Source organism: Vibrio sp. 10N.286.52.F8, assembly GCF_041468745.1.
Classification (GTDB): domain Bacteria; phylum Pseudomonadota; class Gammaproteobacteria; order Enterobacterales; family Vibrionaceae; genus Vibrio; species Vibrio crassostreae_C.
Genome location: NZ_JBFRJF010000010.1, coordinates 219,761 through 240,500 on the forward strand (window position 1 = coordinate 219,761; position 20,740 = coordinate 240,500).

The following is a 20,740-nucleotide window of genomic DNA, read 5'->3' on the forward strand; positions in this document are numbered from 1 at the left end:
TTTACTTTTCATCAACTCATTATGAAAACAACTTTTTCAGCCACCCTTTCTCTTCCTGCTCCGGTGGTGAAAGAACATGAGATAAGTCGATGATAGAGCGAGTAATAGAGCTTTTTTTTCTCGACTGAACTAACGGCTGCCCCAAGTTGGCACTCTCTAGCGCGACTTTAAAATCATTTGGCATAAGGTGTATGTCGTGGTTACCCACTGCTTGCTCAATGTCTTTCAACTTAATTGAATGTCGCTTTTCATAACGGTTGAGAATGACCTCTATTGAGTCACTTTGTAAGCCGTACTCAAACTTCAGAGATTTAATTAGTCGGCTTGTGTTTTTTACTGACACTAAGCTCTGTTGCAAAACCAAAAGTACTTTAGTCGCGGGTGATATTGCTGATGCAAATACGTGATCTAAGCCTCTAGACAGGTCAATGATCACATAAGGGTAGAAACGACGCAGAATTGGAAGTAATCTGCCAATTTTCTGAGCCTGCTCGAAATCATCAGCGTTATTTTCATGTTTAAAGCTTAGAACATGGAGACCTGATTCGTGTTTATTTACCAAAGATCCCAAAGACATTTCATCCAAATCATTAGAACTGTTGATCGCATCAGAAACGCTATAAGTCGGAACTATGTTCAAATAGTCTGGAATCACGCCAAACTGGAGATCGATATCAAGTAAAAGAACTTCATTAGGATGTTGAGTCGCCATCTCAATGGCAGTATTTAAAGCCAAGGTAGTTGCCCCCATCCCTCCTTTGGTATTCAAAAACAAGATAAACTCTCCGTAACTGGAGTTCTCAAGTTTTTCGGAAGCGGTTTTCTTCAATAATGGAAGTAAGTCCGATAGAGTCACATTATGAGACAAAAAATCTGATGCCCCTAAACGAAGTGCTATTTTTAGTGATCCGTTATCACTTTCATCACCAAGCACAACTAAAGACAAATCCTTGTCTTCTAAAGACAAATCATACCCTTGCAACTCAACCATTTTTTGAGCCCAATTCCCATTAGCTTCAACGAAAATAAGCTCTGGGACATCTGCACTTTTTAGGTATTCCTCACTCATTGCCGCAAGAGAAAACGACGTTACATGAACATTTCGGCATTTTTTTAGTTCTTTACTCATATGCGAATGAAAGCCGTCAGTACTGTAGACTAACCAAACCTTTAGATTCGTTCTTAAACGCGTCATATCTTTATCGTTTTCATTCGGCGTTATTTTGATCGCTTCCCCCATACCGCTACTCCCGTAATAAATAACTTATGGACACCGATTCCTTTTTTCAGAGTCCGCCCTAACCACACCTAAGCTTTCAGCTGGTAATATTGTTTCAAACGCAGGGGCAGCAAGAAATCCATTCACTCCTAGAAAGCTTAGGTTACTGATTAACTGAATGCCATAACCCGTAGCCCTAGCACGCACAAACTTAATGGTGCCAAAGTTCGCTTCAAAATCAGAAGCAACCTCTCCCCCGCTCGCGTCTAAGTAAGCCACTTCTAAGTTCGCATTAGTAAATCCAACAAGAGGAATATCATCCACCACCATTCCTGCAATATTGTCTCTATCTAGGACGTAACATACCGTCGCTAACCGAGCCGCCTTCCTAGTCGCTTCACTAACCATTTGTAGCGAAAATATATAGGCACCCAACGCTAAAATGAGAAAGAGAAGTAGAAAAATTAGCGATGAGACCAGAGTGAACTCAATAATGGCCAGCCCTTCAATTCGTCTTTTAAGCCTTGTCATCACAGCACCCTCATCACTGAAGTCACACTTAATGGAACAGCAAAACTCTCATTCGAAAAAGGAATAGACAAGAAAAGTGGAACATAATCATACGTCACACTAACTCGTACATAACTGTCGCCTGAAGGCGGGGTTACCGTCACATCCGATGTCGTCAATGAAGATAGTACAGCTGTCCCCGCGCTGTTCTGACCATAGACCACGACATTCTGAATTTCAGACGTCGGTGCGATGGTTCCACCAATGGTTCCATATACTTCACTAACCGCATAACGAGCGCCATTTTGTACTGACTTCGATATCACATTGTAGTGAACCAGAACATTGCCAAGCTCTAGAACTAAAACTAGAAAAAACAATAAGACGGGAGTCACAATGACCATCTCTACAGCAGCAAACCCCTGTTGAAATTGATTAGATTGCTTCATGATCAAGACTCCCCACTATTGGGGTCCTTATACAAAACAATCTTATAAGTCCCTTCCGTTGTCGACGTTGTACTACCAGAACCACCAGCAACACTGCAAGAGTGGATAAACTCACCAAAAACGGCGGGTGTACCTGAGTTATTAGTTGGTGCTTTTTGCAACAAGAAAAAACAGCCAATTTTGTTTACGGTAAAGTCGGTTGCACCACCACTTTTACCTGAGCAATCAACCATAGGAATCGGTAAAATTCTTCGCCAAGCCACACCATTAGATGCACACCCTGAACCTCCGCTTGCTATACAGGCGTTAGTCTCTGACTCATATTGAGCGTAGGTATAACTTCCGTCAGAGTCGATCTCTCCCGTACCGGCATCAATCGTTATTTCGTTGGTAGGTTCTGTGGTTACATAATCTGAAGGATAATCTGATGCAGATAAGCCACCACCATAATCACCAAAACGAGTATTCAGGCCATCGCCTGTGGGACCAACCGTGCCACCTGGTTTAGTGGTTATATTATCACCAATCGCTACAGGATAACTATAATTCCCACCTAAGCCCTCTTTGACGGTTTTACCACCAGAGCCAAAGTCTAATAGGTGATAATTACCATTACCCATTTCAGATAGTTTGTTATCCCCTACCTTAAGAGCATGAACGGTACCGACCTCATAACCAAACACATTGGTTATTACCTCACCGGTGTCATCGTGAAAACCATCTTCAGGATCAATATCGTTATCCGAAGTGCCATCACCAATACATACGCCAATGGGTACAACGTTATTAACGACTTCTTGCCCTGAGCTTGGCCCAGCAACGGCACTTGCCGATACTGCCTTATCAAGACCAAACATATGAATGAAAAATTCATCCATCTCTAGTGCATCCACGCGAACTCGCACATAAACATCATCACTTGCACCGAACGTCGCCGTGCCAGTAAAATCCTGTGGGTCATTCGAATAATCAATGCTTATAGAAGCGGTCGAAAAATCAATTTCTTGGTTCCCTGTTGAAGCCGCCATAGCATTGAGCGCCGTACCGACTTCCGCGTCTACCGCGTCTTTATCTTTGCTATTGTCTAATATGGTTGCGGCAGCCAGCGCTGCAGAATCAACTGCATTTTGTAAGCGCGTTTTATTTACAACCATATGGTTTATGTCTATAGCTAGCGCTGAGACAGCTAGAAAAACCAACAAGGCAGCAGTAATCATCACCACAACTAAGCCTTGTTGCTTTTTAGGGCTTTGTGATACTCGATACAACATATGAGTACCTCCAGATTTAGTTAAAATCTTCTAAGATCTGGCTACTACTTCCGGACAGTTCGTTTTCACCTCTGCCAACATATCTGTCGTAACCAGTCTGCATCCGCTCCCCTGTACCATCAGGTACTTCGAGTAAATTCTCTTGGGTAGCATTAGGGTTATACGTTTGCTCTGTTTTCACTAGTGCTACCGAATGCCCTAAACGAGCATCGTTCGCACAGCCAACTAATAACATTGCGAGAAAGATCATCATTATTTTAGTCATATCTATCCCCTTATAAATCATGCCCAAATGAGCCTTCGCTACCACCATCGGTCGGTGATATATCCTGTGAAGCTTGAGATTGCTCTGAATCAGATTCAGACGGTTCAGCTATGTAAGCGCCTCGGCCCAATAAGTAATACTCCAAGTCATTAGGGTCAACAAAAGCATCAGTTGGCAGTGTTACTTTACTTCTATCCACCGGTTTGGCGAGTCGAGGCGTAACAAGAATGACCAACTCTGTTTCACCAGACACATATTCTTGGCTATTGAAAAGCTGACCTAAAATCGGCACATCGCCAAAGCCTGGCATCTTGTTACTGATGTCCCTAACATTCTCACTCAACAACCCCGCAATACCGATGGTCTGACCGTCGGCTAACTCAAGCGTCGATGACGCACTTCTTCGTGTAATTGGAGGGATAAAGTAAGTCGCATTGGTAGTACCAGGATCAATCGTTAACGAGCTACTATTGGCAATTTCACTCACATCAACCGCTAAGTTTAGGTTGATTTTTTTGTCACTGAGTACCGTTGGGATGAACTTTAAACCCACACCATACTCTTTGTACTCAATCGTAATACCATCCTCATCAGGCACTGGAATTGGAAACTCCCCACCAGCTAAAAACTCAGCCTTAGAACCACTTAATGCGGTTAAGTTCGGTTCAGCCAATACCTTAGCGACCCCGTTTTGTTTTGCTACGTCCAGTGCGAAAGTAAACAATGTATTACTATCAATGAAAGAACCTAAAATGCCGTAATCGGTAGAGGTAGGAATATTGAAAATTGGGGTTGCACCTAACACACCAGCAGGGACTGAAGACGCCCCCCAAGAAAAGTCAGACCCACTGGTTTGGAAGAAGTGGAAGTTTGCATCAAACTTTCTCACCAAGCTTCTTTGCACCTCGGCAACCGTCACCTCTAACATGACTTGTTGAGCCCCGCCAATGGACATCAAATTGATAACACCGGTAGCAGCGGCTTGCTCGCTACCACTTTCATTTGATTTGTCAGCGGTTTGCCCAGATGAATACGTTTCTGCAATTCGCATCGCGACATTCATTTGTTGTTGATTACTCACCTGACCACTCAACAACAAACGATTCTGTGCGCTGTGGACTTCGATAGTTTCATCTGGAAGGAACTCATATAATTTAGCTTTGAGGCTATTAAGATCATGAGTAACCTCAATGTTAATAGACTCAATTAACCGACCTCGAGAGTCCCAAGCCATTAGGTTTGTCGCACCTAATTTTTTACCAATTAAAAACACTTCATTTGATTTTAAAATTACAATATCTAAAACTTCAGGATCACCAAGAGAAACCTTCGCCGCTTTTCCCGACAGCACGACATGCGTAGATTTATGATGTGGAACCGTGACTGTTTTTCCCGTTTGTAACGCCGCAACACTGGCCGTCGAAATACAAATCAGGCTCAAAACACACGCAATTAATATTCTCATATTTCACCTCAATCCTTGACGCGCACATTAGATGTTTCTGTACCTTTGATAATGGTGACACTTGGTCTAGGCACATATCGACGAACCACTTTTTTCTCAACTTCATGTGGGTTTCTCAAAGTCAGCTGAATATCGCCCTTGCTTTTAGCCGTGAGAAGTTTCTCTGCCTCTTTCGGCGTCATCTCAAGTGTTACCGCTCGTACAATAATTGGACTGTTTTCATTCGTCTTAGCCGTTTGGTCGACAGCCAAAACCTTGATGTCTTTTAATACTGTTTGAGTCGTGGCAGAATTTTTTCCGTAAGAAACGGTATTGAGAATATCAACCTTGTTACCCGGTAATAAGAAACCCGCCACACCAATAACATCATCAACACGTATCGTTACCGCACGTTTATTTTCAGGGATAAGAGCTGCAAGCGTTGACCCTTCTCCTGGTACAGTAAATCGTAACTTGTGAAGCACCTCTCCCGCATAGACAGTATTCGCAACAACCTTGCCAATCAGCTCTGCTTTATCCGAATAGTTATTTTCATTAATCCAATCAACTTCCATCAACCTGGTGGTTAAAAACTGATCCTCGATAATGGTTCCGGCTTCAATTTCTTGTGATGCGACAACAACGGGGTGACGCTCGACCGTTTCAACTTCAACGGTTGGCTGAACTTGATCATCCATCCACTGCTTAGCAAAAAATACAGCCGCTAAGCCGAATACTACGGACAGTAAAAACAGTAGGAAAACTTGACTCTTATTCATTATTCTCTTCCTCGTGTCCATCAGAGGTAAAATAGACTTCCCATGCCATGGAAAGAATATCGAATGTGATAACAGGTGGGAGTTGCTCAAACGAAAGAATGTCTTTGCTTATACCAACGAGATCTTTCGGCAAACAGGGGAAAAGTGGCACCTTAAGAAGCGTGTGCATTTGAGACAAACGCTCAAAGAAACCATCTTGAAGCTCCATCTCTTTTTCAGCGACGACGCTCATCCATAAAGCTTCATAATCTCGCTGATTCAGCGGCTTGAATTCAATTTTGTAACCTAAACGACGTAGAAATGCAGGGTCGCTTATTTTCTTGGGATTTAGATTGGTAGAAAAAGCTAGCGTTAGAACAAATGGCATCGTTATCTGCTGACCATTGGGCAACGACAAATAGTCGAATGAGTACTCCATAGGAACAATCCAACGGTTAAGAAGTGCATCCACCGGCATGGGCTGACGACCCAGGTCATCAATGATAAAAATCCCATTGTTTGCCATCATTTGTACAGGCGCTAACCAAACGCGACTGTTCTCTGAATGATTAACCTCGAGCATATCCATAGTCAGTTCTCCCCCAACCTGGATATTTGGTCTTTCACAATTAAGCCAACGCTTGTCGTATTGATCTTTGAGGGAGATACTTTGATCGCTGCCGTTACTATCCAGCGGTTTATGATGCTGTGCAGAAAACACCTTAATGATATTGCCCAACGCATAAACGGCATAAGGAATGAAAACCGACGTATGCAGCGCATTGACAATGCGCGACGCTACAAATGTTTTACCCGTCCCCGCATGCCCATACAGTAATAAGGCACGCCCCGAATTAATTGCAGGCCCCAATACCGAAATCATTTTATCGACACCATATACATCATCCAGAGCAGCTTCGACATGTGGCCGAGTCACTAACTCTGCTCTCAGGTCTTGCTGTTTGACCACATCACTATATTGAGCAAGCGAAACTGGAGCAGGACCTAAATACGCATCTCGTTTAAAAGCTAGATCAGCATCTTCAAGCCCTTTCTCAGAAAGAGAATAGCGGACGTGACTATGAGATGCTGATGAGAGAGAAAGATTGTTGGTTGGTTGAAAAACTTCAATCAATGACTTTTTTCTCAACACAGCCAACGCACTTTCAACAATATGTGTCACAACACACAAGTAGTTAGAGAGCTCTAAAACATCCGACTTCGGATAAGCTGACAGGTGCTTCAACACAAGGTTTTCAATAACGACCTCAGGAACACCTAGCATATCAATAGATGTTGGTACGGTTGGAGCAGATATTTGAGGTTTTAATGTTGTTGGATCAGTATGTCCTATAATATCCATATATTATTCCTCTCCATTAGAACTAGCCAACAACACTTTTAAGTAAAATAACTATACATCGCTAAACCGATAACAACAGAAGGTGCAAAAGGCATCGTTATTTTTTCTTTATATCTAGTATTTACTTGATTATTGGTTGGATTCAAATTCAACGTTCCCCCTTGAAGCCCTAAACTATTAACTTTATATAAAAACAAGTACATAAGTCCAATCAAACCACAAGATATTATAATATAATAACCAACATCTATTATTGCCGACGCGCCAAAAATACCACCTAAAACACCCAAAAGTTTAGCATCACCAGCAGACATCACTTTAAGAAAATAAAGTAGTAACCCACCAGAGAAATAAATTACAACGCCTAATATCTGCTCTTTAACTCCGACTTGTTGAAAACCATAAGAAAAACCAACAATAATAAGCATTATCAGTAGGTTGTTTGGTATTCTATTTTCACTAAGATCGTAAAATGAAATAAAAAACATAACTAACCAAACACATAAATAACTTACCATATGCTTGTCAACCCTTTTATAACGAATAGAGGATACTAGACAACTTAGAAAGAAGCGCCGTTCCGAAAGAAGCAAATAATATCCCAACTAAAATTAATAAACCTGCAGCACCAATAACATATTCAACAACTACAAGCCCATTCTCATCTCTTTGAAATTTTCTAATCAATGCTCTATCCAAACGTGCTCCTACTAACTTACTAGTAAATTTTTCCAGTCTATACACCTGGAGTACCAGTCTCTGTAATTAACCCAATGATATTTGTCAGTTTGGTAGCTAGGGCAGCACCTACACCGGAAAAAATTGTGGTCAAACCTAAAACAAGCATCGCTGCACCGATTACGTACTCGATAACAGTCAACCCTTCTTCATCTTTCATGAATTCTTTACAATTATTCAAAAACTTATCCATGAGAACCTCTCCTTGATTTACGTATCAGGCTTTGTTTACCTGTAAACTAAATCTAGAGGTGAGAGATATATTCGGTTAGGATTTTTTTGCCATTCACTTGCACTTTTTTGTGGTACTTCTAATCTAATTGTTACGGATAGTAATTTAGCTAATTTTAAACCCACATTTAAATATGAAATAGAGTTGGTATTTATATGAAAGTAGTAACACCTTTATTATCAGATAAGGATAGTGACTTTAACGCTGTTATTATCAATAAAATAAGCCACTACTTTCCTATTGAAAACTTTGGACAAGATATATCTATAATCAGTAACTTAGATGTAAGGTTAGTGTTTTTCATATTGAATAAGCCAGATAAACTTCAACTACTTACAATGGCTTTAGCTATTTGCGAGAACCTTAATAAAAGAATAGTTCTTATTTGCTCAGACCCGTTACCTAATATCGTTCGAAATCATAAGAATATATTCTTTATTATCGAAACAAACAGTAAACATCTGACCAGTAAGTTCGAAGAACTGAAGAGTAAAACACAGCATATCTTCGAGCCTCATTTTGATCTCGACCGAGATACAAACAACAATCAATTACCTGCAAAGTTGTTTACCTCTGAAGTCGTTAACTTTGTTATGGACAACATCAACAAAGAAATCAGAGAAACAGAAATCGCAGAAAAGTGTCATTGTTCAACAACCTACTTTTCTAAGAAGTTTCATCTACACTTTGGGGTAAGCTTTAGAGACTTTGTGTGCGATAAACGAATCCTGTTAGCCAAAAAGTTAATCGAAGCCGATACCGAATCAAAAATAGCTGTTATTTCTTACCAATGTGGATACAAGGATGTGTCGTATTTTTCAAGAATCTTTAAGAAAAGGACCGGAGTAACACCCGCAAGTTACAGACGTGCCTGCACGGATAACAGAAAACGCTAATTTTACTCCCTAAAAGAAAAAATCATGGTACATTTAACATGATCTTAACAAAAATAACTTAGCGAAAAACATGGAGTTAGACAATGATTCAGCCTAACGAGTTTAGCCAAGAAAAAGCAACAGCTCTCCCTACACCCAATGACATGATTTTAAAATGGGCAGAAGAACGCCCAGATGAAGTCTATTTAAAACAAATCATCAACCGCCAATTTGTTGAATTTACTTATAAAGAAGTGGCCGACAAAGCACTAAAACTGGCGTCAGCATTAGAAGGACTCGGAGCTCAACCCGGCGATCGAGTCGCGCTCGTTTCAAAAAACTGTGCAGAGTGGTTTATCTGTGATCTTGCCATGATGTTAGGAGATTTTGTCAGCGTCCCAATCTTTCCAACAGCGGGGGCAGACACTATTCAATACTGTATTGAACACAGTGAAAGTAAGATTGTAATTGCCGGTAAGCTTGATGATCCTAAAGCCACTCAAAAAGTACTCGATGATAATCCGAGTCTAATTAGTATCTCGTTACCCTACGATACTGCCGCTAAGTGCCAGCACACTTTTGAGCAACTTATCGAAACACATGAACCCTCAACCAAAAGACCTCAGCATCACGATGATAAGCTGATGTCGCTTGTTTATACTTCGGGTACGTCTGGGTTACCGAAAGGCGCAATGCTCACGTATGGTGCCTTTACATGGTCAGTTCAGAGATTAATCGATCACATTGGTATCCAACCTGGCGATCGCCTGTTTTCTTATCTGCCGCTTGCCCATATAACCGAACGAGTGTACATCTTTGGTTCTTCAGTGATGGGTGGGGTGGTTACTGCTTTCCCTGAATCTTTAGACACATTTATTGATGATGTAAAAATGCATCGTCCAACTTTGTTTATTTCAGTTCCTCGTTTATGGACTCTATTCCAACAACGAATCCAAGATAAACTTCCACAGAAAAAACTGAACTTCTTACTTAAAATTCCGTTCGTGAATAACCTAATTAAGAAGAAACTGGCTGATGGTCTGGGGTTAGACCAAGCTCGCGTTCTTGGCTGTGGCTCAGCTCCAGTATCACCAGCTCTACTTGCATGGTATGAGAGTGTTGGCCTACACATTACCGAAGCTTGGGGAATGACTGAGTCTTTCGCCTACAGCACGATTAACCACCCGTTTAGAGCCGATAAAATTGGTACGGTTGGTAACGCTGGTCCGGGCATTGAACTCAAAATTGCAGAAGACGAAGAGATTTTAGTTCGAAGCAAAGGCATGTTCTCTGGTTACTACAAGAATGATATTGCAACCCAAGAGTCTTTTAACTCGGATGGTTGGCTTCATACCGGTGATATCGGTGATATCGATAGTGAAGGTTACCTAACGATTCGTGGGCGTAAGAAAGATACCTTTAAAACCGCTAAAGGTAAGTTTGTTGCCCCTGTACCAATCGAAAACAAACTGTTTGAGTACAGCCGCGTAGAAATGATGTGTTTGATAGGTCTTGGCCTACCTGGTCCAATCCTACTTGTGGTACCGCATGACTTCCCTAATTTCGATCGAGCTCGCTATGAGAAAACGACAAAGCGCGTTATCGAGAAAATGAACGAGCAGCTTGGTTCACACGAGAAGATCAAAGGTGTATTGATGATTAAGGAACCATGGAGCATTGAGAATGGCGTGTTAACCCCGACTCTCAAAATCAAGCGACATATCCTTGAGCAGAAATACCATGAAGTTGGTCATAACTGGCCGAAAGATAAATTGGTGGTTTGGGAAGAATAATTAAAATCGAGAGGGAGCCATATGGCTCCTTTTTTGGCAGCAAAGTACGCTCAACCTTAGATTAGCCAGTCCCTCCCCTAACACTCCCACTCACTCCCAAAACGATTTTTTCAGTTCCTTATCAACTTGTTCCTGTGTAATCCCTACATCTCTCAACAAATACTCTGGTAGCTCAGACAGCTGCTTTCTGGTTCTACGATTTTGAAAGTACATGCCTAATTTAGAATAGAATTTCTTAATTGATAATGATGATAAAAATGAATGGTTGGTATTTGCTGTTGCTGTGATCGTATTCATAGCCTTTCTCCTGTTGATCTTTTGCTTTGTTATGGTCAATAATCGACCAACAGAGCAACATCGACAAACGATAGATACTGGCATTCAGTTAAGGAAAACTAATGTGAGAGAACGAACCCCACCATTCCAAGGGATCTATTACTTTTACACGGCGGCTGAAACTGGCAGTTTTAAGCTCGCCGCACAAAAGCTATTTGTCACGGCAGCTGCCGTCAGCCAACAAATTCGCCAACTTGAAGAGTGGTTAGGTGCAGACTTGTTTATTCGTCAGCACCGAAAAATAGTACTCACTCATGAAGGTGAAGTACTGTACCAGCAAGTGAAGAAAGGCTTTGCTCATATTCAAGATGGGGTGAGACGCATCAACCAAGATCCAAACCCCACTCAGCTGTCGATCTCTACCGTGCCTTCCTTTGCTCAGCATTGGCTCGTACCGAGAATAGGCGACTTTCGCGATCGCCACCCTGATCTATCCATGTTAATTGAGCCGACTAATAGGCTAGTCACATTTGAAGATTCTAATGTCGATATCTGTGTTCGATATGGTCATGGAGACTACCCAAACATCGAATCACGCTGGTTGATGGACGAGGTCATTTACCCGGTTTGCCACCCTATCTATCAAGAGAAACACGGTATCTATGACATCGACGATCTGCATAAAGCGGAACTTATTGAAGACCGTTGGCCTGATATGGATTGGAATCTCTGGTTACAAGTCGCAGGGGTAAAAGCTGGCCGCACATCATTGCAATTTGATGGCTCTCATTTTGTGCTAGAAGGTGCGCTATCCGTTCAAGGTGTCGCGCTTGTTAAACACAGCTTGGTATACCGCTACTTACAAGAAAAGAAATTGGTGCGGATCGGAAACATCGCGCTGAAGCCTAAATACAATTATTTTTTGTGCGCGCCTCCGGGTTACTTTCATCGAGAGAAGATAAAACGTTTCGAAGAATGGATGCAGGCTCAGGTTAAATTATTTGGTGATACAGGTAGAGAAGAGCTTTCGATTATCCACACCGATTACGAACTCAAATGGTCGGATAATTCATAAAGCGAAACTGGTATACTTAGCTCAAATAAATGGCGAGAACATCTCATGACACAAGACAATAATCCACTTCACGGTATCACTCTACAGAAGCTACTGACTGAATTAGTTGAACATTACGGTTGGGAAGAGTTGAGTTACATGGTGAACATCAACTGCTTTAAAAAAGACCCGAGCATTAAATCGAGCTTAAAATTTTTGCGTAAAACAGATTGGGCTCGTACCAAGGTAGAGCAGATTTACATCCAACTAAAAACTAGCTAGTCCCTACCTTTAACAAACGCACCATTTACGGTACTAAAGTATGAACCCATTGGTGCGCATTCCATTCAATTTTATTATTTTCCTTTGAAAATCAATAATTAAAACAAATAGCACATCCATTCCATTGAATAATGCTCAATCAATACTAATATTATTGAACCAGAGACAGTGGGATAACTCCCCATTAACCTAGCGATTAATAAAGATTTTGTGTATGAGTAAATAGAGAGGTCAATCATGGAAGTTGATTCTGAACTCGCGTTAGACATTCATGTCCTTACCCGCAATAATTCATACTATAGGGTGATAAAAGACCTACTTTCGGTATCTATTCCTAGCGCGCAAATCACTCATTCCCAATGCTTTGTGCAAGTACCGAAACTCGAACCTGAAACGGTTGTTTTATTTGATATTCAAACAATGCCATGCCCCAAAAGATACGGATTTATCCTACATGAACGAAACGAATTTTGGTTAGCAGTCAATGTGAATGACAATACCTCTACAGTATGGCTAGAGAAAGGCTTTTCAGGGCAAGTCGGTCAGCACTTTGAGTTTATATCGAAAGCAATTTTATCTGTTTATCAAGAAGATATATGGTTCCCAAGGTCAGTGTTAAATAAGCTGGTTTCTTCCTATCAAAGCAATGAGCCTAATTATGAATCAGCTTGCGAAAATATAATCAATTACAAAGAGTTAACTAAAAAGGAAAGGGATACCTGCACATTGATGCTAAAGGGGCTTTCAAACTCTCAGATTGCATCTCAGCAGCACGTCAGTATCAATACAGTGAAAACTCACTCATCAAACTTACTTCGTAAATTAAACTTACGATCGAGATATGAACTTCTTGCTCAAGTAAAAAGCGCTAACTAGGTAGCAACAAGGTTAAATCAAAAGAAAAATGAATTATGACAAAACTCATTCTAAACTCACCCTATGCAAACGATATTTTTCACTCCATGTGATGAGGTTTGACTAACCGTTCCCTCGTAGTCTTTAGAGGCGATGCACAGATATGCATCTTAACTAACGAGGGATTGAGTTATGAAAAAGTTACTTCTTGCTACTGCTGTAGCAGCCGCTTCACTTTCTTTTGGCGCTTCTGCGGTTCAATTTAATAATGCTGTGGACTTTACGACACTGAGTAACACGGACCAAAAAACGATTCGAATTGAAGGCCGAGTTCCAAAACGCTGTCTACTGCGAATAGGTAAGAAAGATGTGAAGAATAACGTTCTACGCAAAGCGAACAAAGTGCACGAGGATTCATGGTCCAATAGCTTCAACAATAAGGAAGTTTTGGTAGGTAACTTGCGTGCATGGTGTAACTACGGAACTGATTTGGAGTTTTCAGTAACAGCTTACCAGCTAAACGGCGTAACCAAGCACAATATGAGTGAAAAAATTAACTACGCAGTGATAATTGGTTCAGATACGGTGGCGAACACCGAAAACGACCATGGCATGGAGGTAACGGCGTCGCCAATTCCATCATTGGGCGAACACTTGGTGAACAAAATCAACAAGCATCCAATTTATGTACAACCTGAAGATTCAGGCTTTGCACGAGCAGGTAAATATAAAGGTAAAATCAAAGTGAGTCTTGCTGCAGCAGGTCCAGCAAGCTAATAACCGAATGACGCTTTATGGATAATGTCTTTTAGGCAAGAAACTTGGCTCGGTTCTCGAGCCAAGTTTATTTTATGGAGAAATATCAATGACTAGGATTATAACTCTTCTATTTTCTTTATTGTTCAGCTCAGCCCTTTTCGCGTACGAAGTCAGCCCAATCTATCTAGAACTTGATGATGTTGGTCGAAATGCACAAGGCTTGTATAAAGTGACTAATGTGGAAGAAGAACCAATCCTCTTAGAAGTAAATGTCTATCAAACTGATTTTTCTACTGGCGAAGAAATTTTAACACCATCGGAAGATGAGTTTCTCGTCCTTCCACCTCAAGCTAAAATTGACGGGCAAAAATCTCAGACTTTCCGCGTACGTTACATGCCAACAGGACCTATAAAACAAACCGTCACCTACCGTATCGTCTTTTCGCAAATTGAACTAGAAAATCAAATTGAGGAAGATGACGACAGTTCTATTTCCATGTTATTAGAGTTTGCGACTTTGGTTTTTGTCTCTCCCACATCCAGTAAATCAATTCCAACTACTACACTCCAAAATCGCCAGGTTGCTATCCGTAACGATGGCAAACGAGTACTGAACATGAATGGTATGGAGTTCAGCTTCTCTGGTGACAAAGCAAACAAAACGGTCGATTGGGAAGTATTAAGTAAAAAGACAAGCGCTTACTTAATGCCAGGAACAACCGTCAAGTACACCTTACCAAGTGAATTAGGGCAGCCAGAGAAAGTTTCTGTTAAAACAATAGACTAGTGAGGTTTTCATGAAAAATCTCATTTTATGTCTCACTCTCATTACTGTTATACAAACCGCGCTCGCGCAAAGTTGGTTGTTCCCATTCCCAGTAACTTGGGGGGAAAACACTATCGGCGAAGTAAATGCGTATTCTGATGGTATGACTGTTGGATCCATTAACGTAGAACAGCTTGTGCAGGCAACTGAAAAGCTGATCAACCCTGAGACATTGGTGGCGCTACGAAATTTCTCCGAAGAGTACATTACGATAGAACAACTGAACCATATGGGTATCAGTGCAACCTTCAATTCCTCCGATCAAAATATTAACCTAGTTATTGATGAAACCGCTGCTGCTGAGTTTTTGCTTTCGTTTGGTAGCAAATATGAACCCGCCCAATACTCAGAAAGCGCTTTTTGGACAATGCAAAATACATTAAATGCCAGTACTGACTACTCCTTGTTTAACGACTCTAATACAGAGGACACCCAAACGTGGCTTGGTGAATGGTTATTAAAAACCAATATTGGCGGCGTTCGAGGCGCTAATATTGACATTTCCGGTTTTGTTACTGGTGGTAACGATATCAACTCTGACGTCTATCGTGGCGAAGCTCGTCTTTTCTTCGATGAACCGACAACCCCTTTTCGACTTACCTTTGGCGATGTAACCCAAGCAAGTGCCGGACACCTTCCTAGTACACCTCTCGGTGGACTTGCTTTTGAACGTTTGTACCAGGACTTACAACCTACCCGGAATATCCAAAATGGCGGAACTCAACCACTGGTACTGAATGAGAGTGCTGATATAGAAGTCTATATTAACGACGTTTTTCTCACTGAAATTCGCTTACCTCCAGGTCGATATACACTAGACGACTTGCCTCTCGTTTCTGGTACCAATGATGTTCGGTTGGATATTAGTTATCAATCAGGTCGAACCGATACCATCGTTTATAGCCAGTTCTTTAACTCGCGTTTGTTACGCGAAGGTATTTCAGATTTTGGATTCTACTCTGGTTTAACGTCGACGATTGAAGATAACAACTTTAAGTATGACGACGAGCAATGGGTAACTTCTGGTTATTATGACTATGGTATTAGCGATACCTTAACAGCCGGTGCAAACGCTTTGTATCACCCTGAAGGACAGCAACTAGGCGTGATTGCAACAATAGGTTCTGATTGGGGGAATTTAGGCGTTAGAGCTTCAGCACAAAACAACAAGCCCAATAACGATACAGGTAGCATCTACAGCTTAGATTATTCCCATCAACTATGGGGAACAGACAGTTATGGCTCCCCAAACTTTCGCCTTGGTAGTGAATACCAGGATAATTATTTTGCACTACCCTGGCAGATTGCAGATGCGAGTACTGGACTTCGTGTCTTTTCAAACTACGTTTTCAGTATTACGGATAACCTTAGTTTAATCCTGAGCGGTGACTATCGTGATTTTGAAGAGGCTGAAGTGCAATGGCAGGCTTCTACTGAAGTTGCTTGGCAATTTTATAATATATCACTCTCTGCTGGTATAGAGAAAGAAGATAACCCAAATGAAAACATTGACGAAACCCGTTTTACTTTTTCAGCAGATTGGGACTGGAACTCTGACAATGGAGAATACAATGCAAATATATCCTACTCCAACGAACCAGATACCTATCGAGCTCAATTTCAACGCCCATCAGAGGACTATACGGGCAGTTATGGCTATGCGATGACTGCTGAAGGCGAGAGCGACTCTCAAACTTACTCTTTCGAGGGTAATTATGTGGCAAACCGTTTTATCACAGATGCTAAGGTTTCTCACCTAGCATTTGATAACTCAGCAAACTACCAAACCGCTTCTTTACGAGCAAGTACAGCGCTTACCCTGGCTGACGGTAACTTAGCTTGGTCACGTCCCATCAATGGTCCAGTGGCAATTATTGCCGTTCATAACTCGTTAGATGCTGATGTAGAAATTAATGCGGTTGCAGATGATCCTGCAGAAGCAATATCTACCTATACTATTAGTAATGCCGTTCAGTTGTCTGGAGGGCACCAATTGTCCAGTATCTACATTGATGTGCCAGACGCACCGATAGGTTATGACTTTGGCGACCACGAGTACAGCATTACGCCAGGATCACAAACAGGCCATCTAATAAAAATCGGATCGGCAGCATCGAAAACCATCATTGGTAAAATTGAGATCGGACAAGAAAAACCATTAAAGCTCTTCCAAGGTCAGTTGGTTGGACAACAGAAAACGTATGAATTTTTCACTAATCGATCAGGCAGGTTCGTTGTGGAAGGCGTTGCACCGGGCAACTACACCATCGTCATAGATGGCTTTAGCCCAACAAAATTGAACGTCCCAGAAATCAATGACAACCTGATTTATCTACCAACTTTACTTATTAAAGAGGGATAAACCATGAAACACTTTCTAAAGATCTCAGTGTTCGGTTTAGCCATGTTATCTCAACCAATTTGGGCCGCCGAATGCAATGGCAAGTGGATGCTAAACATCGACAGAAGCAATGTTGAATTTAAGCGAGATTTAGGCGCTTATATTCCTGTTTATTTAGAGTTGTCACGTGATATTCAGAACTGTCGATTCCCAATGGCCATAGTATCGGTCAACAATAAACAATCTAGCTACTTAAGTTCAATTGGAACGAATTTGCCCCTTACTATTCTGGACAAGAACTTCCGTCAATTGAGTCACTTTCCTAGCAAAGGTTTTCAACTACCTCTGGATAATAGCCAAAGGACGAAGTTTTGGATAAAGGTACCAGAAGCTAAAGTAGCAGCATCTGGTAACTATAACGGACTTCTTGAAGCCTCTATTTCCTTAGATAGAAAGCAAGAGACCAAAAATGCCAAAGTTAAACTCAAAGTCCCAGCGTTTGTAGCTTTCAACTCAGTGCCAAATGCGCCACACGTTCAACGTTCAGGGAGCTCAGGTTATCGCTTCCAACTTGGTGATCTTGAATCTAACCGCACCTACCGTTCTGATTTTGATCTTCTTTCAAACTCGAATGTAAGGTTAGTTGTAAAGCAAAAATATGGAGAGTTAAAGCAGAAGTCGGAACCCAATATCTCGATCCCATATACGTTGCGATTTAATAATGCTTTGGTAAACCGGAAGTCAGTTTATACCTTCTCAAACAATGATGAAACCAAGCGTTGGGGGCTCCCCCTTGAAGTAATGCTAGGTAACATAGACTTTGCGAGAGCTGGTAAATATCAAGATACGATAACGGTTGAAGTTAAAGCTATGCCATAGATACACGTGATGAAGAAACCTACGGTTTAGTCAGTGGACAGCTAAAAATATTAACGAACACCGTATATGGCTCTACCACTATCCTATGAAAAGAAATTAATGCATCACTGTAACTTTAAGTTTTTGGATATAAGCACTTAAGATAAGAGAGCAGAATTAGTTTTGTTGAAAATAAAAAGCCCCGCAAGCTTTCACTTGCGGGGCTTTTTTAGCTAATTGAGAAAAGGGCTAATTACTTACCAGCTTCTTTTTCTGCTTTAACTTTTGCAATCACTTCGTCAGCAACGTTAGTTGGACATGGTGCGTATTGTGCGAATTCCATAGAGAATTGGCCACGACCAGAAGTGATAGTACGTAGGTGACCGATGTAGCCGAACATCTCAGAAAGAGGTACGTCAGCTTTAATACGAACACCAGTAACGCCAGCTTGTTGATCTTTGATCATGCCACGACGACGGTTAAGGTCACCGATAACATCACCAACGTGATCGTCTGGAGTGAACACGTCAACGTTCATGATTGGCTCAAGAAGTTGCGCGCCAGCTTTAGGCATAGATTGACGGAATGCGCCTTTCGCTGCGATTTCAAATGCGATAGCAGATGAATCGACTGCGTGGAAACCACCATCGAAAAGTTCAACTTCAACGTCTAGAGTTGGGAAGCCAGCTAGTACGCCGTTTTCCATCATAGATGCGAAGCCTTTCTCAACTGCAGGCCAGAATTCTTTAGGAACGTTACCGCCCACAACTACAGAGTTGAACTTGAAGCCAGAACCTGCTTCGCCTGGTTTGATACGGTAATCGATCTTACCGAATTGACCAGAACCACCAGATTGCTTCTTGTGCGTGTAGCTATCTTCAATTGCTTGAGTGATAGTTTCACGGTAAGCAACTTGAGGAGCACCTACAGTTAGGTCAACGCCGTATGTACGCTTAAGGATATCTACCTTGATGTCTAGGTGAAGTTCACCCATACCTTTCAGGATAGTTTCGCCAGTCTCTTCGTCAGTCTCAACTTGGAAAGATGGATCTTCTGCAACCATTTTACCGATAGCGATACCCATTTTCTCAGAACCGCCTTTATCTTTTGGAGATACAGCGATTGAGATTACTGGAGTTGGGAATACCATTGGCTCAAGCGTTACTTGGTGCTTAGGATCACATAGAGTGTGACCAGTTTGCACGTTCTTCATACCAACGATCGCAATGATGTCACCAGCTTGTGCGCTAGTTAGTTCGTTACGGTCATCAGCTTGCATCTCAACCATACGGCCAACACGTTCAGTCTTGCCAGTGAATGAGTTAAGAATCGTGTCACCTTTGTTCAGTTTACCAGAGTAAATACGAACGAAAGTTAGAGCACCGAAGCGGTCATCCATGATTTTGAATGCAAGCGCTTTGAAAGTCTCATCTGTAGAAACGATAGCGTGTTCGCCAGTTTCTTCACCGTTCTCATCCATTAGAGGCTGAGGGTCAACTTCAGTTGGTGCTGGTAGGTAATCTACTACAGCATCAAGGATAAGTTGCATACCTTTGTTCTTGAACGCAGAACCACAGAACGTTGGGAAGAATGCGATATCACGAGTACCTTTACGGATACAACGCTTAACGTCTTCAATAGAAGGCTCTTCACCTTCCATGTAAGCTTCCATTAGGTCATCGTCTTGCTCTACAGCAGTTTCGATTAGCTCTTCACGGTATTGCTCAACGTCATCAACCATGTCCGCTGGAACATCTTTGATTTCGTAGTTTTCAGGAAGACCAGTGTCATCCCAAACGTATGCTTTACGGCTTAGTAGGTCTACAACACCAACGAACTCGTCTTCACGGCCGATTGGTAGAACCATTACTAGAGGAGTTGCACCTAGAACGTTTTTAACTTGGTCAACAACGTTGTAGAAGTCTGCACCCATACGGTCTAGTTTGTTAACGAAGATCAGACGAGATACTTCTGATTCGTTAGCGTAGCGCCAGTTAGTTTCTGATTGAGGTTCAACACCACCAGAACCACAGAATACACCGATACCGCCATCAAGAACTTTAAGAGAACGGTATACTTCAACTGTGAAGTCAACGTGTCCAGGAGTATCGATAACGTTTAGACGGTGATCGTTCCAAAAACAGCTTACAGCTGCTGATTGGATAGTAATACCGCGCTCAGCTTCCTGTTCCATGAAGTCAGTCGTTGATTCGCCATCATGTACTTCACCAGTCTTGTGGATTTGACCAGTTAGCTTAAGGATACGCTCAGTGGTAGTTGTTTTACCCGCATCAACGTGCGCGAAAATACCAATGTTTCTGTATTTCGATAAATCTGCCATTGTCTTACTCTGTTAATAGGATATAAAATGCGCGCAGAGTATATCACAATCTGTGAAGACTGATAGCTTTGCATGCATTTGGGACTAAAAAACTTTGCCTTTTTCTAACATATAGAAAAAGGCAATCTGTAGAAACAATCTAAATGATTGTTTAGTTTAGTGCTAATCTAAAGCGCAATTGGCGTTTTAAGTTAGACTGAATTTCTGCTGTATAGAGTAGCTGAAGTGAGC

The 20,740-nt window shown here is 41.6% G+C and carries 22 protein-coding genes; 9 read left to right on the forward strand and 13 right to left on the reverse strand.

The window, feature by feature from the left end; genetic code table 11:
• Positions 1–19: 19 nt before the first annotated feature.
• The 11 genes from AB4133_RS05090 to AB4133_RS05140 are packed head-to-tail and all read right to left on the reverse strand — an operon-like array spanning position 20 to position 8,210.
• The gene (locus AB4133_RS05090) at positions 20–1,240 is read right to left on the reverse strand and encodes an AAA family ATPase (RefSeq protein ID WP_102398355.1); all 1,221 of its coding nucleotides are present in this window, start codon (positions 1,238–1,240) and stop codon (positions 20–22) included.
• A gap of 24 nt (positions 1,241–1,264) precedes the next feature.
• Positions 1,265–1,750, reverse strand: a complete 486-nt coding sequence (locus AB4133_RS05095; protein ID WP_029222738.1) for a TadE/TadG family type IV pilus assembly protein — start codon at positions 1,748–1,750, stop codon at positions 1,265–1,267.
• A complete protein-coding gene (locus AB4133_RS05100; protein ID WP_029222737.1) occupies positions 1,750–2,178 on the reverse strand; it encodes a TadE/TadG family type IV pilus assembly protein in 429 nt (142 codons plus the stop codon). Before AB4133_RS05100 ends, AB4133_RS05095 begins: the two co-directional genes overlap by 1 nt.
• Positions 2,179–2,180: 2 nt before the next feature.
• Positions 2,181–3,449 carry a TadE/TadG family type IV pilus assembly protein gene (locus AB4133_RS05105; protein ID WP_017080026.1) on the reverse strand — a complete coding sequence of 423 codons (1,269 nt, stop codon included), beginning with the start codon at positions 3,447–3,449 and terminating at the stop codon, positions 2,181–2,183.
• Between the two features lie 16 nt (positions 3,450–3,465).
• Positions 3,466–3,762, reverse strand: a complete 297-nt coding sequence (locus AB4133_RS05110) for a hypothetical protein (RefSeq protein ID WP_017080025.1) — start codon at positions 3,760–3,762, stop codon at positions 3,466–3,468.
• Positions 3,725–5,179: a type II and III secretion system protein family protein gene (locus AB4133_RS05115; protein WP_372125727.1), complete on the reverse strand. Its 1,455-nt coding sequence runs from the start codon at positions 5,177–5,179 to the stop codon at positions 3,725–3,727. Before AB4133_RS05115 ends, AB4133_RS05110 begins: the two co-directional genes overlap by 38 nt.
• A gap of 8 nt (positions 5,180–5,187) precedes the next feature.
• A complete protein-coding gene (cpaB, locus tag AB4133_RS05120; RefSeq protein WP_136973751.1) occupies positions 5,188–5,937 on the reverse strand; it encodes a Flp pilus assembly protein CpaB in 750 nt (249 codons plus the stop codon).
• Positions 5,930–7,279 (reverse strand): AAA family ATPase, encoded by a 1,350-nt coding sequence (locus AB4133_RS05125; RefSeq protein ID WP_372125730.1) that lies wholly within the window; start codon positions 7,277–7,279, stop codon positions 5,930–5,932. The genes cpaB and AB4133_RS05125 overlap by 8 nt, the downstream gene beginning before the upstream one ends.
• Before the next feature lie 38 nt (positions 7,280–7,317).
• On the reverse strand, positions 7,318–7,797 hold the full coding sequence (locus AB4133_RS05130) for a prepilin peptidase (RefSeq protein ID WP_372125733.1): 480 nt from the start codon (positions 7,795–7,797) through the stop codon (positions 7,318–7,320).
• 16 nt (positions 7,798–7,813) lie between these two features.
• A complete protein-coding gene (locus AB4133_RS05135; protein WP_248389332.1) occupies positions 7,814–7,978 on the reverse strand; it encodes a Flp family type IVb pilin in 165 nt (54 codons plus the stop codon).
• Between the two features lie 37 nt (positions 7,979–8,015).
• The gene (locus AB4133_RS05140; protein WP_372125736.1) at positions 8,016–8,210 is read right to left on the reverse strand and encodes a Flp family type IVb pilin; all 195 of its coding nucleotides are present in this window, start codon (positions 8,208–8,210) and stop codon (positions 8,016–8,018) included.
• A gap of 194 nt (positions 8,211–8,404) precedes the next feature.
• Between AB4133_RS05140 and AB4133_RS05145 the strand changes: the two genes are divergently transcribed.
• Entirely contained in the window at positions 8,405–9,145 is a 741-nt protein-coding gene (locus AB4133_RS05145) for a helix-turn-helix domain-containing protein (protein ID WP_372224041.1), read from the forward strand.
• Between the two features lie 83 nt (positions 9,146–9,228).
• On the forward strand, positions 9,229–10,917 hold the full coding sequence (locus AB4133_RS05150) for an AMP-binding protein (RefSeq protein WP_372149902.1): 1,689 nt from the start codon (positions 9,229–9,231) through the stop codon (positions 10,915–10,917).
• 90 nt (positions 10,918–11,007) lie between these two features.
• Here AB4133_RS05150 and AB4133_RS05155 read toward each other — a convergent pair whose 3' ends face one another.
• The gene (locus AB4133_RS05155; protein ID WP_048658140.1) at positions 11,008–11,214 is read right to left on the reverse strand and encodes a DUF1127 domain-containing protein; all 207 of its coding nucleotides are present in this window, start codon (positions 11,212–11,214) and stop codon (positions 11,008–11,010) included.
• A gap of 103 nt (positions 11,215–11,317) precedes the next feature.
• Between AB4133_RS05155 and AB4133_RS05160 the strand changes: the two genes are divergently transcribed.
• From AB4133_RS05160 to AB4133_RS05190, 7 genes are all read left to right on the forward strand, one after another.
• Entirely contained in the window at positions 11,318–12,268 is a 951-nt protein-coding gene (locus tag AB4133_RS05160; protein WP_372224042.1) for a LysR substrate-binding domain-containing protein, read from the forward strand.
• 45 nt (positions 12,269–12,313) lie between these two features.
• A complete protein-coding gene (locus AB4133_RS05165) occupies positions 12,314–12,529 on the forward strand; it encodes a VF530 family DNA-binding protein (protein WP_102319916.1) in 216 nt (71 codons plus the stop codon).
• A gap of 237 nt (positions 12,530–12,766) precedes the next feature.
• Positions 12,767–13,405 carry a response regulator transcription factor gene (locus tag AB4133_RS05170; protein WP_102319915.1) on the forward strand — a complete coding sequence of 213 codons (639 nt, stop codon included), beginning with the start codon at positions 12,767–12,769 and terminating at the stop codon, positions 13,403–13,405.
• Between the two features lie 171 nt (positions 13,406–13,576).
• Positions 13,577–14,161, forward strand: a complete 585-nt coding sequence (locus AB4133_RS05175) for a hypothetical protein (RefSeq protein ID WP_372224043.1) — start codon at positions 13,577–13,579, stop codon at positions 14,159–14,161.
• An 88-nt stretch (positions 14,162–14,249) separates the two neighbouring features.
• Positions 14,250–14,930 carry a molecular chaperone gene (locus AB4133_RS05180; RefSeq protein WP_102319913.1) on the forward strand — a complete coding sequence of 227 codons (681 nt, stop codon included), beginning with the start codon at positions 14,250–14,252 and terminating at the stop codon, positions 14,928–14,930.
• A 10-nt stretch (positions 14,931–14,940) separates the two neighbouring features.
• The gene (locus AB4133_RS05185) at positions 14,941–17,331 is read left to right on the forward strand and encodes a fimbria/pilus outer membrane usher protein (RefSeq protein ID WP_372054892.1); all 2,391 of its coding nucleotides are present in this window, start codon (positions 14,941–14,943) and stop codon (positions 17,329–17,331) included.
• A gap of 3 nt (positions 17,332–17,334) precedes the next feature.
• On the forward strand, positions 17,335–18,189 hold the full coding sequence (locus tag AB4133_RS05190) for a hypothetical protein (RefSeq protein WP_102319911.1): 855 nt from the start codon (positions 17,335–17,337) through the stop codon (positions 18,187–18,189).
• A 232-nt stretch (positions 18,190–18,421) separates the two neighbouring features.
• On the opposite strand, the gene fusA is transcribed toward AB4133_RS05190, so the two are convergent.
• Entirely contained in the window at positions 18,422–20,509 is a 2,088-nt protein-coding gene (gene fusA, locus AB4133_RS05195; RefSeq protein ID WP_017058825.1) for an elongation factor G, read from the reverse strand.
• Between the last annotated feature and the right edge of the window lie 231 nt (positions 20,510–20,740).